A 15,605-nucleotide genomic window follows, 5' to 3' on the forward strand; every position below is an offset into this window, starting at 1 on the left:
TTGATATCTCGTCACACTCAAAAAATTTTTCAACTTTTGATGTGCCTAAACTCGTTTTTGTAGACGTGACACCCAAAATGGAGCGACCCACGACATGGCTTGAACGAGAATAAAACCACAAAACAATGCCACCGGTGATAACGGTTTGACGTTGCTTAAAATTAAAATAAATCCAACGATCACGATTGCAAATTTTCCCAATATGCCTCGATACATATTGGAGAGAACCTGTCTAGATGCTCTAGCTCCAGCTGCACGGAATGACTGCCAACAAAAATATACGTGTGCAATCCAGCATACAAAAGCCCCCAAAGCAGCACTTAGTGCAGCAGTTGAGTCTTTCACTCCCCATGCAATCAAGCTAGAAACAGGGATCATTAATGCTTGTAAGAAGACCATTGCTTTCGCTAATCGTCGGTCAATCAAGCGACTAGGTCGGCTCATTGTTTATCCACTCACAGCATGAATGCTTGACAAGTTTCGCAGTTGATCGTTTTTAATCGCAGGCATTATAGAGCCCACCCCCTAAACATGCAATCATTTCCCGACCTAAGTCATGTTTTTTTCTAAGATTGCTTCGCGCTTCAAGAGTGGGAAGCGCTTCACAATAATGTGCTTATTTGCTTGCTGTTTGCACACATTTCAAGGTTTGACTGGCCAGTTTCTGCCAAGCGACGACAAAGTCATTTTCGCCTGTCAGACTTTCGTCTACCGACTCAAAGACAATTGGGCTAAGTTTTTGATATTGGTTTTTGCTGGCATGTGCTTCGGCCATGAGGCACATTCTCTCACTTGGACGGTTGTCATTTAAGTATTTGATTTGACCTACCGTTGGTGCTACATGTGGATCATCCGTCAGTGCACCGGCAAATTTAAGATTCAGTGAGCGCTCTAGATATTGGTAGGCATCGTGATACGACCAGTAAGGTTTTGGTGCGGCAGTACTGTTGTACTTTTGCGCAGCCTGTAACATGTCTCGGGCAAATAAGCGTGCGTTATTCCAGTATTTGGTTTTGTTTTCTGGCATTTGCTGCGAGCGTAATGCCGCAATAAAGAAGCCAATGCGTACCGCATTATTAGGATCGAGCCATACGTGCGTATCGATGGTATTGGCAATGGGTACCCCACGCGTGGTTCGTTGCGGGAGTGATGTGCCAATCTGGGAGTTAATGATGGAAACTGCTTTTGCGTTATTGTCGAGCAATTTAGCCAAAGGTGCTTCATGCGCCTTACCCAACCAGATCACCAAAGACGCATCTTGTATGGCTTTGCGGTGTGCAGGCGTCAACTGAACGTCATGCCCGGATTGATTGCTTAATAATAGTTGTGGTTCTTCCACGCCTGCCGTAATTTTTTGGGCAATCAAATATAAAGGATGAGTAGATACCACCAAGGGACCTTGTGCCCAACTGGCAGCACTTAAAAGAGTCAAACAACAAATCAGCACAAAACGCAACATGAGCAAATTAAAACCTAGATCTGGAACTGTGTTATATTATAACAAAATTGCAAAAATTCCTAAGCCTAATCGTAACATCTATGAGTTCATGTTAATATTTGATAAAACTACGAGGTTGTCTTATGAGCTCCTGTTCCCACGAACATCACAATGCATTACATGGGGTCCATGACCATCACAATGTAGCTGCGCGTCTGGCTGAAGCAGAAAGCTTATGTGCCGCAGCGGGAGCACGCTTAACACCATTACGTAAAGAAGTTCTGGAATTGATCTTAAATGCATCGGGTCCGATGGGTGCCTACGACTTGCTTGCGAAAATTAAAAGCGATTCTGACCGCCCTGCTGCCCCGCCGACAGTTTACCGAACGTTGGATTTTTTACTTGAAAAAGGTCTAATCCATCGTTTGACGTCAATCAATGCCTATATTCCTTGTTGTCATCCACGTGAGGGGCATCAGGCTGCATTCCTGATTTGTACCGAATGTCATGTGGTAAAAGAAGCATCTTCTCAAGGCCTTACCAGCCAACTCAATCAGCTGGCCGCCTCTGATCAGTTCAGTGCGCAGCATACGATTATTGAAATTTCTGGAAAATGTCAGCAGTGCACCCAGCCGCGTTAACCTCTGAGCTTATTCGCTTAGATGGAATTTTTGTTCATCGCGATGACAGAGATATCCTTAAAAATATTGACTTTGCCTTGCATCAAAATGAAATTGTGACCTTGATTGGTCCCAACGGTGCAGGAAAGTCGACTTTAATTAAAGTATTACTGGGCATTACCAAGCCCACGCAAGGCAAAATCCGCACCGCCAAAAAACTCAAGATGGCCTATGTGCCACAAAAATTCAATCCTTCACACAGTTTACCGCTGCGGGTAAAAGATCTACTCGACCTAGAAAAGTGCAGTAAGTCGTTACGGGATGAAATTGTTCAAGATACGGGCATTGCCAAATTGCTTTTAGCCAAAGTACAGCAATTGTCTGGCGGTGAACGACAACGTGTGCTGTTAGCACGTGCGTTATTGCGTCAACCGGATATTTTAGTTCTGGATGAACCAATGCAAGGCCTCGATATTCAGTCAGAGGCAGAGCTTTATGATTACGTACGTAGTCTTCCCGAGCGCTATGGCTGCGCTATTTTGATGGTGTCGCATGACTTACAGTGGGTCATGCAAGGTACACAGCGCGTGATCTGCCTCAACAAACATATTTGTTGTAGCGGCTTGCCTGAAAGTGTTCAGCAACATCCTGAATACTTGGCAATTTTTGGCGGTCAGCGCGTGCCCTATCAACATCATCACGATCATTGTGCCCATGGCGACCATGTGGAGCCTTGTGCACATCTTGATCATCCTCATATTCATCCCGAACCGGAAGCTTAATCCATGACCGAGTGGCTACAACTCCTCCTCCCCGCATGGACGATGGGCACTTTACTGGTATTTTTGACCGCGCCGTTGGGCTGTCTGATGCTGTGGCGCAGAATGTCCTTTTTTGCAGACACCATGGCCCACGGCACGTTACTCGGTGTTGCGGTGGCAGGTGCTCTGAGTTTACCGTTATGGTTTGGCGTCACCCTGTTGGCTTTGTTGCTGGTGGGTATTTTATGGGTCTTACATGATCCACGCTTACCCAACGATGCTTTACTGGCATTGTGTTCAGCGACGCTACTCTGCTCAGGATTATTGTTTATTCAATATTTACCTAGCTTACGCCCTGAATTGCTCAGCTACTTATTTGGCGACCTGCTCACCATTAGCTGGGATGAGTTACCAATCTTTGTGATCGTGATTGGTTTTGCACTGTGCATTTTGTATCGGTATTGGCAAGCACAAATTCAGATCGCGATTGATCCAGATATCGCCATTAGTGAAGGTGTAAATGCCAAATGGCAACGCTTGATTTTCATGTTGCTGTTGGCCTTATTTACAGTGCTTGCGCTACGTGCTGTAGGTTCTCTGCTGATGGGCGCTTTACTGGTTATTCCAGCCTTGACGGCACGTCTGGTGGCGCACTCCCCTAAACAAATGGTGATCTGGGCATTTGTGTTTGCTCAACTGGGTGTGAGTATTGGACTCTGGTCCAGCGCAGGCTTAAACATTGCCACAGGCTTAAGTATTGTAATTTGTATGTCGATGTTGTTTATCGCAATTTTTCTGGTTCAAAAAATTAAGGCGCGCCGTCAGCAACCCAAATATTTATAAGTATCAGGGTTTAGTGCGTTTGATTGACCATGCTCAGCAAGAGCGCTGCACCACTAAACATCACCGCAAAGCTGCGATTCAGATATTTTTGCTGTCGTGGTGAGCGTAATAAGCGCAGTACCTTGGCAGCCAATCCGGTATATCCTGCCATTACAATCAAATCGATCAGCACCATGGTTAGGGCCATAATGCCGTACTGTGGTGCTTGCGGGCGCGCTAGATCAATAAATTGTGGCAATACCGCGAGCAAGAACACGATCGCTTTTGGATTACTGATATTGACAACAAAACCCTTGAGAATCAGACGCTGACGAGAAGTTTCAAGTTGCTCGGAATGAATCTGAATCGATTGAACAGGCGCCGTCCATTGCAAATAGGCCAAATAGAGTAAATAACCGATTCCAAACCATTTCACCAGTAAAAAAGCCCACGGTGTTGTGGTAAACAGTACGCCCACACCGGCTGCAACGATTCCAATTTGCACCAAAAGTGCTAACTGTAGGCCAAGTGCGTTCCAATAGCCACGACGAAAGCCATAATTCAAACCACTCGACATTGAGGCGATCGCACCTGCGCCGGGAGATAGACTAATCACCCAACACGCCAGCATATAGCCTATCCAAACTTGAAATGACATAACCTGAACATAAAGCAAAAATGGGATTATACCTGTTGTATGAATCCGATTCTAATCATCGATAAAAATATCGTTACCGCGTATTTAATATGCAGCAAAGATACGGCACAATAGAGAAATATTGAATTTAAATAATGCTTTAGGAGTCACTGGTGACTGCACAATCTGTCATTCTTCCCCTACCCTCAGATCATGCGCGTTTTATTGTTTTAAACTTGGGCAACTTGTCGGTAGAAGGCTTAAAGAAACAATTACAGGCTTTATTGACAACCCGCGATCGATTGATCACACAACATCCCAATGCGCAGATCAAAACAGGTGTAGCATTTGGTGCAGCTTTGTGGAAACAGCTTTATACACAGACTCCTGAAGGGTTTAAGACACTTGAACCGATTCACGGTGCTTTTCATATGCCCGCAGTGCCCACCGATGTGCTCATTCATATTGCCAGTACTCGAGCAGATATCTGTTTTGCTTTAAGTCAGGCTTTTTTTGAAGGCATACAGGATCAAGTAGAAGTTTTGGATGAACGTGTATGCTTTAGATACTTCGATGGTCGCGATATCACGGGCTTTATAGATGGCACTGAAAATCCACAGTTTCCAGACGATCGTGCAGAAACAGCATTACTGGGTGATGAACATACAATTTTTACAGATGGAAGTTTTGTTTTCGCACAGCGTTATGCACATGACCTTGAAAAGTGGAAAAAACTCAAAGTTGATGCGCAAGAACAGGTGATGGGACGCACCAAACTGGAATCTATTGAACTTGATGACCATGTAAAACCAGATAATGCCCATGTTGCACGAACAGTGGTAGAAGATGATGAAGGTGAAGAATTAGAAATTCTGCGCCATAGCCTGCCTTATGGCGATGGAAAAGGCGATCAAGGTTTATTTTTTATTGCCTATACCAAAGATCTGAGCAGAATTGATCAAATGCTAGAGCGCATGTTTGGAACCAGTGGCGATGGTATTCATGACCGACTGCTGCATTTTGTGACACCACTGGATGGTGCGTATTATTTTGCACCGAGTGAAGAGGTTTTGGAGGGTGTTTTGGAGGGTTAGAAAAATTAAGGAGAAGTTGATGGTTTCAATTTCTCCTTAATCACATTAATTTTCTTTCTGAGCCTCTAAAACACCTATGGTCTCACAACCTAATGTAGATGAAATACATTTAAGATTAGCATTCAAAGTAACCTTGAATGGTGAAGTTTTTCCATCCTTATAAGTTTTAACATTTGCAAGATACGTATACTGTCCTTTCTTAACATCATATGTTACCTGATCACCCATGAGTAGATCTGTTTTCTCATTACCTTCATCACTATTAGAGAGTATTACTGGTATTTCAGTGAAATTATTATCTTTTATATTATATAGATAAATTGTGACCTGAAATTTTTCAAAAGGAACTCTAACGTAATCGATAGTACCGATTTCTTTTATTCTAAAAGCAACGATACTTTTATCATAATATAGCAAAGTAAAATCAACATTAGACTTCAAAGGAGTTGTTGTTTCAAATAAATTATACACATATTTTCCATTTAAAACTTGCACCCCATATTTCTTTAATGTATAGGTAATATTTTTCTTTGTTTTTTCAATATTTCCAAAATCAGTTAATTTTATTTTAAAATTGGGGCTAATAACAGAATATTTATTATACGTATCTATATATTCGACAGGCGAATTAATTTGAGTAGCATCTTGTAAATAATCACTCCATGAAGGATTTTCTTTTGCATAACCGATATTAAAATAAACACTACTAGCAATCATAACATTCAAAAAATATAATTTATTCATCACAATAAATTCAGATAAACTATAAAAATAGTGATGATAAAATACCACTATATTTTATTAAAAAATTAATTTAAAATGACTTTAATACCATTAAAATATACATTCTGACTACTATCTATTTTAAACGACTTAACTTCATCCAATGCCTTGGTTTTAAATAGACCATCTAAAAAGTAGGATAAATATATATTTTGTTGCTCACTATCGCCTTCACTATATTTCAAAATATATAAAATTTTATTACCAGTAGAAGCATTAATGTAAGTTGTATCAAATCCTTTTTCATTTACAAGAAAGCGAAGGTCACTATTTTTATCATTCTTTGATATTTCTTTTAGCCTATCAACTGTTAGGATATTTTCTTTACACTTTAATCCATTACACATAAATTTTTTCTTGTCAAATGAAATTGGAAGATTTTCATTTTCATATTTTATGATTTTTTCTTTTTGTACCTTTTTAAAAAAACTGTTGTCATTTGGATTGAACGTATAACATTCATTTTCAACATTTACATTATTATCTTGATATGAGAATGTTGTACCTGACAGACAAACTTTATTATTATTTTGATTAAATTTAATAATTGAAGGCTTAGTGGCGATTTCTTCCAATCTATCATTAACAAAATAACCAACAGATTGCTCTAATGGATATACTCTTTTAGTTGTCGGATCTAATACAACAAAGTATTTAATTTTCCTAGGTATACCTTTTCTAGTATCTCTTTCCTTATCAATTATTAAAGCGACTTTATTTTGATCAAAGTTTGCTTTTTTGTTCAGTGAATCATTATAAAGCTTTAGATAATTATTTGAGCAAAAATCAATATAACCTTGCTCAAAATTACACTTTAAAACTTTTTCTCTTGTAATAACTTTGGCAGGAACTATTTTCCTTTCACTGTCAAAATCTTGATTATTTTCTTTAGAAAATCCACAACTTGACGCTACTAAACCAATAGAAAATATCATTACTGTTTTCAAAAATTTCATATTTGCTTAAATCTATACTATAATTTTTAAAAAAATATACCCCAAGTTAAATGAGGTATATCAAAACTTCTTATTTTAATTTTTTTCTTAACAGCTTTCCATTTTCGCCTTTGTAAGTAATAACTCCAGAGCTATCAATTGAGTAATAATCACCTATTTTTTCCACTTGTAAAACAGGTTTTATTTTTATCAAATAAAATTCAGAACTAGATTCTTCAGCTGTATCTATATACTTTTCGGCAATAGTATAAAAACTATCTCCAATCTTAGGAAGAAATCTAAATGTATCTATATTTAATGATCTTACTTTTAATTCATTTAATAAAACCACTAAATCAGGAGATACTTTTTTTAGTTCAGATAGAGTATAAGGTTTATTATTAGATCTTTCAAGTTTTTCACAATTTTTCAATGGATTACTCTCAGCACACTTAGAGTAAAAATCAGAAGAAATCGGTAAGTGAATTTTATTAATCTTATTATTTAAACTAAATTTATCATATTTTTTTGTTTCCTTCTCTAACTCAACTCTTGATTTAAAATCAAAATTTCCATTATTATATACATAGCATGTCTTTACTGCCCTATAAGAGTTCTGATATTGATTAAAATTACCATTTAAACAAAATAAGTTATTATTTGATGAAAATTCTAAAGGCTTAATATTAGACATCATACTCAATGAAGCCGGTAAAGTAAAAATCTTATTACTTTCTAAATCAACAACAGCAAAATACAAATAGTTTTTTTCTTTGAAACTTATTAAAAACTTATTTTTATCAAAATTCGATATTTTATTCTTTAAAATATTATTATAATCTTTTAATCTTTCTTTGGTACAAAAATCCACTTCATCAAAATCAATTGAACAGTCTTTGACATCGAATTTATTTATACCCTTAGCTACAGTCGTTTTACTTGAACATCCTAAAATTGACAAAATTATAAGTACAGTTGAACTAATAGATACATTTTTCATTTTTTCACCACTCAAACTATTTACTATCTTTATGAAATTTTTGAATTTTTCTAAAAATTTCTAAAACCATTTTCGTTGACTCTGCAGAAGAAGAATTTTGTCCAGTTTTCTCATAGAAAGATTTATTTCCATCTGATATCTTACCATTTTTTAAAGGGAGCCCCAGCGGTACAGCTACTGATGCCCACTCTTGAGCAGCATCATATTGAGCATCTATTAAACTACCTTTGCCCTTTCTTACAAATAGATAAAGCTTTGTACGCTTACTAATTAGAAATTCGCGAAATACCTGTTCTTGCATATTTGCATCATACACTTCATTTCCAGTGAAATAACCCTTTTCAATGCCTTCTTTAAGGGTGTAATAGGTTGTTTGGTATTTACCTGTTGCAAATAAACGATCTCTATCATTACCATCTTTTGCTTCTGCATTATCAATAATTTGCTGAATACTCTTACTAGTTACAGTGCCTTTTCCAGGATTTATAAATGAATAACCAACCTTGTTACCTTTAACATTTTTCGTTCCTGAATTATAAGACTCATAATTACCTTCACCATGAGAGATAACACCACCTAACTGTCTAATTAAATCCTCTAATGAACTATCATTTAAATTAGGGTTTTTATTAAGAGAAGTAATTACTCCAGAACACTCTAATATTTTATTAGCTCTTACATCAGCTTTAAGTAAATTTATTAGATAATTTCCATTTAGTCCGTCTTTAGTAGTACTAAATAACTTTTCAATTTTATATTCTTGATCAAACTCCCGAACATCTAAGTGTACCCACGTTGTAGCACCATCTGAGAGACGCTCTAAACCAAATTTATTTGTAGACCATCCTAAGCTAGTATTTAAATATTTACAGAACCATTCTATTCTAACTTGATTCTCAAGTTCATCCATACTAACTACTTGATTATTTTTATTTTGAACTACAATATCTAAAGCACATCCCATATGATTAGTTGTTGAGCGTCTTTTTTTTCGATTATTATCTATACATCGATATCCAGATGAAATGCTTACAATTTTATATCCAGCAGGGTTGTTCATTTTTTTAAAATAAAACATCATCGCCTTAAGTCCCCAAATTAGACTTCGATGCATTCCCTTAAATTCATTAGCAAATTGAGAGACGTTGATGTATTGTTTTGTACTTTTTTTATAACGCTCAAAATTGAAATATCCACTTCTAGCGTTACCAAAACCTGAGCAGACTCCACATGGGCACTTCATTGACTCAAAATATGGAGAGATACCATACTCATCACGGAATTTATCCAATGCTACTAATACCGGACCACAAATTTTTCCCGTCTCTGGTACTCCCATATAGTCACGCTGGAATTGCTTAATACATTTTGCAGTAAGATCGGTAAAGTCGTCCGTAGGTAAGGCTCCACCAAAACCTGCCAAACGAATATTTACTTCTCGAATAAGCTCACTCTTACCACTTGAAATACATTGCGGATTGGTTTTACATAAATTTGAAGCATCTACTTTAGGAGTTCCACCATCCTGACTGCGATCGTCAACCGTCAATATCTTGGAAGTAGAGTTTGTAGTTTCATTCAGCTTTTTCTTGGCTTCTTCATAAAGCTCATTTACTTGATCGAGGATTTTACTGCCTAAATTTGTTCCAAAAGCTTCTTGTTCCTGCTCTTTCTGAGGTGTTGTATCAGAAGGCATAGTAGATGGAGTTTGTGATGGTTTCGATTTAGTACTAGCCAAAGATTGTGATTTCTGCTGAGTAGCTGGTTTAGACTTGTCTTGATGTGTATGATTTCCGGTAGCAGGAATATTTACAGGTAACTTAATAACTTGACCTATACTAATCTTATTTGGATCATCTATTTTATTCAAACGCTCTAATGCTCGGACAGTCGTATGATTTTTTTGAGCTATTTCAAATAAAGTTTCACCCTTTTTTACAACATGTGTTTTTCTTTTATATTGTCCACTATTACCTTGATTGGTTAATGTTTTTAAATCCAACATTACCTTTGGACTTGTAATTTTTACGATCATACGGTCTTTAGACATTACAAAGCTTTGTACTTTAACCATCAAGCCATTAAACATACTTTTAATATAAACATCTAAAGTCGTACCTTTATCTCGGCTAATTTCGACAATACATCCTGAAGAGTTTGTTGCTCCAGCAGCAATAACCTGTCCTGTTCTCTGATTTTTTACTTCATATTGTGCTTTTGAGATGGGACGACCAAATAAGTCTAAGATTTGTATGGTAACTAGTGATTTTTTACTCACTTCCAATCCCTTCTTTCTATATTGTTATCTGAATCTGAATCATTCAAATTTTGATCAATCATGAGATCTTCCTCATCAAAACCATCAATGACCAATCCCCATTCATCATTAGAGCCAACAAGTACCTGAACTTTTTCTGGATCTGGAGTACTGATTTTACCTGTACGCCCATGTTCATCTATTGATCCTGAAGTAAATGAGCTTGTTTCAGGAACAAAAGCTTTATAACTGAGTTGACTAAAATCATTCGCCCAGAACAAATCATAAATATCTAAACGGTTACTAAAAATTGGAGTATTTGGCAACTCGGGTACTTCATATGAAACTTTTTCACCACTGCTAAACACATGCTGTCCTGATTTAACCTCAAACTTACCACCTGTCTTAATAAAAACCCCATTTCCATTGACGATCAACTGAGAACCGCCAGCTTTAATATCAATTTCTTTAGTACTGATTAGTTCGATCTTATCTTCGGTAGAAATCAGCTTAATCACTTTTTTGGCAATAATATCGACTAAATCATCTTGCGCTTGTATTTTAACTGCGCCTTTTGCTGCATAAGCACTCAGTCCCTTTTGTGCAGCAAACAAACTTACTTTATCTTGTGCATGACCAATAATATTTTTCTGTGCGCTCAAATTAATTGAGCCACTGGCACTCTCAGCAATATCCTGAGAGGCTTGTAAAATAATATTTTCAGGGGTGGTTAATGCAATACCGTTTGGTGATGCCAGCAACATAAGTGCTTGTCTAAAAATTTTGCCCTGCTCTTTTTGTTTGGTATCGGCACTACTTTCTAAGCCTTGTGTATATCCTTCCATAAAACCTTGCAAAGTACTCAAAGCTTTAGATGGCGTGACTTCTAATTTTGTGCCTTTAGTAAAAGTTCCACACTCGCTCATCAAATCAAAATCCCTGATATCAGCATGAGCAAGCACTTTTCCAACATCTTGGATACTTTCAAATGGATTTTTCTGGATTTTATCTTTAATTCCTACCAATTGACCTTTGATGAGATCCGTTCCATGCTCTTCCACATTTTCAATAAAGGCTTTTAGATTTTCTAATGCATCCTCATTATTCGCCAAGAATGTATCAAGCTCTTCTATAACGCCTTTTGAGTCGCTTCCCAAACGCCCAATATCTTCAATAAAACCACCACACCCCTTTAATGCTTGAATGGGATCTTTTTTCAAATCATCTTTAAACAAATTTAAGGTACGCTCTAAAGCCTGACCTGTAGTTTTTAACTCGAGCGATTGAATAAACTTAGGTAAGCGATCAATAACATTTAGTGCGTCAGTTTGCTGTTTGAGGGCAATATCACTCAGCATTTTCATACTTTCATGACCCTGAACCAGTAACGATTGTGCCTGAGCAGCTTCTAAATGATCAGCAATGGCTTGTTCCTGCGCATAAGTACTAATGAGCATACCCTGACCAGCACGAACCGCCCCATAATGATCAGTTCTCAGTTCAAAACCTTCCCCACGTCCCTGACTGGTTTCTTCGTTCTTTGGGTGGCTCAGATTTCCCAAATTCAATTGGCTGGTACCATGACTGCTTTGTAGTTGTGCACTAATATGACCCGTTGTGTCATCAAAACGTAGCTGATTAAATCCGCTTCCTGCGACTTCTTTGGAGCGAATTCCACTCAGGTTTCGCGTGGCAGGCAACTGGCCTTTTATATCAAATTTTGTAGGCGAGCGTTGTCCTTCATGGATACGCCCAATCACAAATGGCCGATCAACGTGACCATCAAAGAAATCGATGACCACCAATTCGCCTACACGCGGTAAAAATCTGGCGCCATATTGCTCACCAGCCCATGGTGTAAGCACATCGACCCAAGCCGAATCTGTATCATTTTCGTTGGAGCCCGCACCGGTATCATGCGCATGGTCTTCTGCTCGGGTAAATAAAAACCGAACCTTAATGCGCCCCCATTCATCCACGTGAATTTCTTCATTTTCCGATCCGACCACCCTTGCTCGCTGTGGATATACAGCGGGACGATGCACCAAAGGCTGATAATCGGGCACTAACTTGATTTGACGACGAATCAAGGACAACTGATTACCTTGACGCTCCTGATTTTGTAAAAAATTTAATGTTGAAGTAGGTTGAAGCCGTTCAACCTGCTGTTGCAGTGCTTTGGGCAAATTATTCTGATTGTAAAATTGCTTTTCATAAATCAAAAATTGTCGGTCTGCGCGCTCATGCGTATCTATTTCGGAATGTCCCGTCAGCTCAAACCAGTATCCGACCTGCGCGTCACGTACGCTGCTATGTGCAGTAAAATATTTGGCCTGAAACTCTTGATAGGCGGTCATATTCTGATTCAATTTTTCGATTTGCTGCGTACTAGAAATGGTTGCTTGATCGGCACCTGTTAAATCGGTTGTCCATGCAGGTTCGATCGACCAAGCCTGTTCTAGACTTAAACTTTCGTTACTGTGCTGTTCACTGTGCAGATGCGCACTTTGAATCGATCCGTTTCCTTCATCTTGAATCAAGGCATCGGCTTGCCAGCGTTGTAGATATGTCGCGGTAGATTGTAATTGGCGATGCGCAACAAGCTGTGTCATGCTGTCAAAATATTCAGTGGCATGGCTGCGATGAAAACGAATCACTCCACGCTCAAGGGCTAAAAATGGCTGATTGTGATCAATCAATCGTAGTTTTTGAGGCGCCATTTCTTGCAAAGCATGTGCAACCACCACATGTTTTTCATCCACCAACCAGTTTATCCCTTCACTTCGCCATAAACGTGTGAGAAATTCATAGTCAGTTTCATTCATTTGTATACTGAGCGGGCGAATATCGTAGTCTTGGCTCAGACCGCTCAAATCAAGCGTTAAACTTGCTGCAAACAAGCGACTTTTACTTTGCCATTCTTTAAACAGAATTTCGCTGATTTCGGGTACACTTTTATTGATAAATACACGGCTGTTCCGCCGTTTATGCCAAAGTGCAGTCGGATCTTGTAAAGTCAGCGTGTAAATAGTTAGTGCACCATCACTTTGCCCTTGTGTTGCACGGGTAATAATGCCAGATGTTCTGGCGAGCGCACCGCTATCGGTCACTTGATCGACCGCCACCCGACATCCAATAAATTGTTTTAATGCGATGTGCGCATTGGTGGAAAGACAAGTCAGCTCAACACTTAAGCCATCATTTAGGGCATGTTTTCCCTCAATCCGCTGTAAAAAAACCTGCGCATTTAAGGCAGCATGACTAAATTGTACATGCACAGCACGTTTTAATGCCCCCAGTCCGAGCTGTTCTAACACCCCATTCATATTGCTTAACATGATCTAAGTTCGTTTTTTAGTTTTATTGATATCAATTGCAAGCCATTCTAAAAAATACAGACCGTTTCGTCTACAGTTATTCTATACGGCCCAATAAAAAACCCCACATTCGACTTGGCAAATGTGGGGTTCAGGCTTGATCTATATTCGATTAGAACGGTACGCGTTTATAAGTACGGTATTCAGGCTTCCAAAATTCTTTTTCGATATTGGCAAGCAAGACCTCATCTGGGATATTCAGTGCAACACCGTCTTCAATTGCCGCTTGAGCAACCTTAAATGCAATACGCTTCGATACCGCCTGAATCTCTGAAATCGCAGGCAAAAGATCGGCGTTTGGATCATTTAACAACGGCGAACAATCGGCCAAGGCATTGCTGGATGCCATCAACATATTGTCAGTTACCCGTTTAGCCCCAGAAGCAATCACGCCCAGACCAATCCCTGGGAAGATATACGAGTTATTACACTGTGAAATATTGTAGAGCTTGCCTTGATAATTTACAGGTGCAAACGGACTGCCGGTTGCAATGAGGGCTTTGCCATCTGTCCACTGAATAATATCTGCCGGCACGGCTTCAACACGTGACGTCGGGTTCGATAAAGGCATTACGATTGGGCGCTCTGAATTTTCATTTAGTGCACGGATCACTTCTTCAGTGAAAAGTCCCGGCTGCCCCGAAACACCAATTAACACCGTCGGTTTAGCATTTTGAACCACATCGAGGAGTGATATCACCTCTTCCACATTACCCCAAGCCGAGACAGTGTCTGCTTTTTGTGCCAGCTTGCGCTGGAAGTCGAGTAAGTTGGGTTGGTTTTCTGTGATTAAACCAAAACGATCCACCATAAAGACACGTGCACGAGCCTCATCATCGCTTAGACCTTCAGCCACCATTTGTGCCACAATCTGCTCGGCAATACCACAGCCTGCAGACCCAGCGCCCAAAAAGGCAATTTTCTGATCTTTCAGCTCTTTACCTGCCGCACGACTTGCCGCAATCAGGCTCCCGACTGAAACCGCAGCAGTGCCTTGAATATCGTCGTTGAAGCAGCAGAATTTATCTCGGTACTTGGTCAACAATGGCATTGCATTTTTTTGTGCAAAATCTTCAAACTGAATTAAAGCATCTGGCCAACGACGGCGAATAGCAGTCAGAATCTGATCCACAAACTCATAGTATTCATCGCCACTGATACGTGGTTGACGCCAGCCCATATAAATTGGGTCGTTTAGCAATTGTTGATTGTTGGTTCCCACATCAATGGTAATCGGCAACGTATAAGCAGGACTGATACCACCACATGCCGTATACAGCGACAGTTTTCCAATCGGAATCCCCATACCGCCAATACCTTGGTCACCTAGACCCAAAATTCGTTCGCCGTCAGTGATCACAATCACCTTCACATTGCGTTTATTGACGTTTTGCAAAATATCGTCGATATGCTCACGGTCTGGATAAGAAATGAAGACACCACGATGACGACGGTAAATATCCGAAAACTCCTGACACGCCTCGCCCACGGTTGGCGTATAGATAATTGGCATCATTTCTTCCAGATGATCGTTGATCAAACGGTAAAAAAGTGTCTCGTTGGTGTCTTGAATATTTCGTAAATAAATATGCTTGTTGATCGCGTCGTTAAATGTTTCATATTGTTGGTACGAGCGCTGGCTTTGTTCTTCGATAGTTTCGATCACATGAGGAACTAAACCGTGCAAATTAAAATGGCTACGCTCTTCCTGAGTAAAAGCCGATCCCTTATTGAGAAGTGGGAGTTCGAGGAGGGTATATCCTGCATAAGGAATATAGAGGGGGTGTTTATTCGTATTGGTTTCAGCTGTCATTGCCTATCTCGTGTTTAGGGACTACTGCCCTAAAGGTTACTCGTCTATTTATCTACTGCTATAGCTTA

The 15,605-nt window shown here is 39.2% G+C and carries 13 protein-coding genes; 4 read left to right on the forward strand and 9 right to left on the reverse strand.

The window, feature by feature from the left end; genetic code table 11:
- Positions 1-45: 45 nt before the first annotated feature.
- A complete protein-coding gene (locus KCV09_RS10955) occupies positions 46-444 on the reverse strand; it encodes an ATP synthase subunit I (RefSeq protein ID WP_004941569.1) in 399 nt (132 codons plus the stop codon).
- A 172-nt stretch (positions 445-616) separates the two neighbouring features.
- Positions 617-1,459, reverse strand: a complete 843-nt coding sequence (locus KCV09_RS10960; protein ID WP_151815496.1) for a metal ABC transporter solute-binding protein, Zn/Mn family — start codon at positions 1,457-1,459, stop codon at positions 617-619.
- A 122-nt stretch (positions 1,460-1,581) separates the two neighbouring features.
- On the opposite strand from KCV09_RS10960, the gene KCV09_RS10965 reads away from it, so the two are divergent.
- The 3 genes from KCV09_RS10965 to znuB are packed head-to-tail and all read left to right on the forward strand — an operon-like array spanning position 1,582 to position 3,662.
- The gene (locus KCV09_RS10965; RefSeq protein WP_004941573.1) at positions 1,582-2,079 is read left to right on the forward strand and encodes a transcriptional repressor; all 498 of its coding nucleotides are present in this window, start codon (positions 1,582-1,584) and stop codon (positions 2,077-2,079) included.
- Positions 2,052-2,840, forward strand: coding sequence for a zinc ABC transporter ATP-binding protein ZnuC (gene znuC, locus KCV09_RS10970; protein ID WP_004941575.1), 789 nt, complete (start codon positions 2,052-2,054; stop codon positions 2,838-2,840). The genes KCV09_RS10965 and znuC overlap by 28 nt, the downstream gene beginning before the upstream one ends.
- Positions 2,841-2,843: 3 nt before the next feature.
- On the forward strand, positions 2,844-3,662 hold the full coding sequence (gene znuB / locus KCV09_RS10975; protein ID WP_004941578.1) for a zinc ABC transporter permease subunit ZnuB: 819 nt from the start codon (positions 2,844-2,846) through the stop codon (positions 3,660-3,662).
- Positions 3,663-3,672: 10 nt separating this feature from the next.
- Here znuB and KCV09_RS10980 read toward each other — a convergent pair whose 3' ends face one another.
- The gene (locus KCV09_RS10980) at positions 3,673-4,299 is read right to left on the reverse strand and encodes a LysE family transporter (RefSeq protein WP_151815494.1); all 627 of its coding nucleotides are present in this window, start codon (positions 4,297-4,299) and stop codon (positions 3,673-3,675) included.
- Between the two features lie 152 nt (positions 4,300-4,451).
- On the opposite strand from KCV09_RS10980, the gene KCV09_RS10985 reads away from it, so the two are divergent.
- Positions 4,452-5,372 carry a Dyp-type peroxidase gene (locus KCV09_RS10985; RefSeq protein WP_151815493.1) on the forward strand — a complete coding sequence of 307 codons (921 nt, stop codon included), beginning with the start codon at positions 4,452-4,454 and terminating at the stop codon, positions 5,370-5,372.
- 45 nt (positions 5,373-5,417) lie between these two features.
- Here KCV09_RS10985 and KCV09_RS10990 read toward each other — a convergent pair whose 3' ends face one another.
- The 6 genes from KCV09_RS10990 to KCV09_RS11015 all read right to left on the reverse strand — a co-directional run bounded on the left by KCV09_RS10990 (position 5,418) and on the right by KCV09_RS11015 (position 15,537).
- Complete coding sequence (locus tag KCV09_RS10990; protein ID WP_212515119.1) at positions 5,418-6,116, reverse strand: hypothetical protein; 699 nt, start codon at positions 6,114-6,116, stop codon at positions 5,418-5,420.
- A gap of 65 nt (positions 6,117-6,181) precedes the next feature.
- On the reverse strand, positions 6,182-7,111 hold the full coding sequence (locus KCV09_RS10995) for a hypothetical protein (RefSeq protein WP_212515120.1): 930 nt from the start codon (positions 7,109-7,111) through the stop codon (positions 6,182-6,184).
- 70 nt (positions 7,112-7,181) lie between these two features.
- Positions 7,182-8,090 (reverse strand): hypothetical protein, encoded by a 909-nt coding sequence (locus KCV09_RS11000; RefSeq protein ID WP_212515121.1) that lies wholly within the window; start codon positions 8,088-8,090, stop codon positions 7,182-7,184.
- A 16-nt stretch (positions 8,091-8,106) separates the two neighbouring features.
- On the reverse strand, positions 8,107-10,368 hold the full coding sequence (locus KCV09_RS11005; protein WP_212515122.1) for a LysM peptidoglycan-binding domain-containing protein: 2,262 nt from the start codon (positions 10,366-10,368) through the stop codon (positions 8,107-8,109).
- Positions 10,365-13,685: a type VI secretion system Vgr family protein gene (locus tag KCV09_RS11010; RefSeq protein WP_151815572.1), complete on the reverse strand. Its 3,321-nt coding sequence runs from the start codon at positions 13,683-13,685 to the stop codon at positions 10,365-10,367. The genes KCV09_RS11005 and KCV09_RS11010 overlap by 4 nt, the downstream gene beginning before the upstream one ends.
- Positions 13,686-13,836: 151 nt before the next feature.
- Complete coding sequence (locus tag KCV09_RS11015; protein ID WP_004941592.1) at positions 13,837-15,537, reverse strand: NAD-dependent malic enzyme; 1,701 nt, start codon at positions 15,535-15,537, stop codon at positions 13,837-13,839.
- Positions 15,538-15,605: the final 68 nt, after the last annotated feature.

The sequence above is a fragment of the Acinetobacter soli genome (assembly GCF_018139125.1).
Lineage (GTDB): Bacteria > Pseudomonadota > Gammaproteobacteria > Pseudomonadales > Moraxellaceae > Acinetobacter > Acinetobacter soli.

Coding starts and splice junctions, on each gene's coding strand:
- KCV09_RS10955 (WP_004941569.1), bottom strand. CDS start 444: ATGAGCCGACCTAGTCGCTTGATTGACCGACGATTAGCGAAAGCAATG.
- KCV09_RS10960 (WP_151815496.1), bottom strand. CDS start 1,459: ATGTTGCGTTTTGTGCTGATTTGTTGTTTGACTCTTTTAAGTGCTGCC.
- KCV09_RS10965 (WP_004941573.1), top strand. CDS start 1,582: ATGAGCTCCTGTTCCCACGAACATCACAATGCATTACATGGGGTCCAT.
- znuC (WP_004941575.1), top strand. CDS start 2,052: ATGTCAGCAGTGCACCCAGCCGCGTTAACCTCTGAGCTTATTCGCTTA.
- znuB (WP_004941578.1), top strand. CDS start 2,844: ATGACCGAGTGGCTACAACTCCTCCTCCCCGCATGGACGATGGGCACT.
- KCV09_RS10980 (WP_151815494.1), bottom strand. CDS start 4,299: ATGTCATTTCAAGTTTGGATAGGCTATATGCTGGCGTGTTGGGTGATT.
- KCV09_RS10990 (WP_212515119.1), bottom strand. CDS start 6,116: ATGAATAAATTATATTTTTTGAATGTTATGATTGCTAGTAGTGTTTAT.
- KCV09_RS10995 (WP_212515120.1), bottom strand. CDS start 7,111: ATGAAATTTTTGAAAACAGTAATGATATTTTCTATTGGTTTAGTAGCG.
- KCV09_RS11000 (WP_212515121.1), bottom strand. CDS start 8,090: ATGAAAAATGTATCTATTAGTTCAACTGTACTTATAATTTTGTCAATT.
- KCV09_RS11010 (WP_151815572.1), bottom strand. CDS start 13,685: ATGTTAAGCAATATGAATGGGGTGTTAGAACAGCTCGGACTGGGGGCA.
- KCV09_RS11015 (WP_004941592.1), bottom strand. CDS start 15,537: ATGACAGCTGAAACCAATACGAATAAACACCCCCTCTATATTCCTTAT.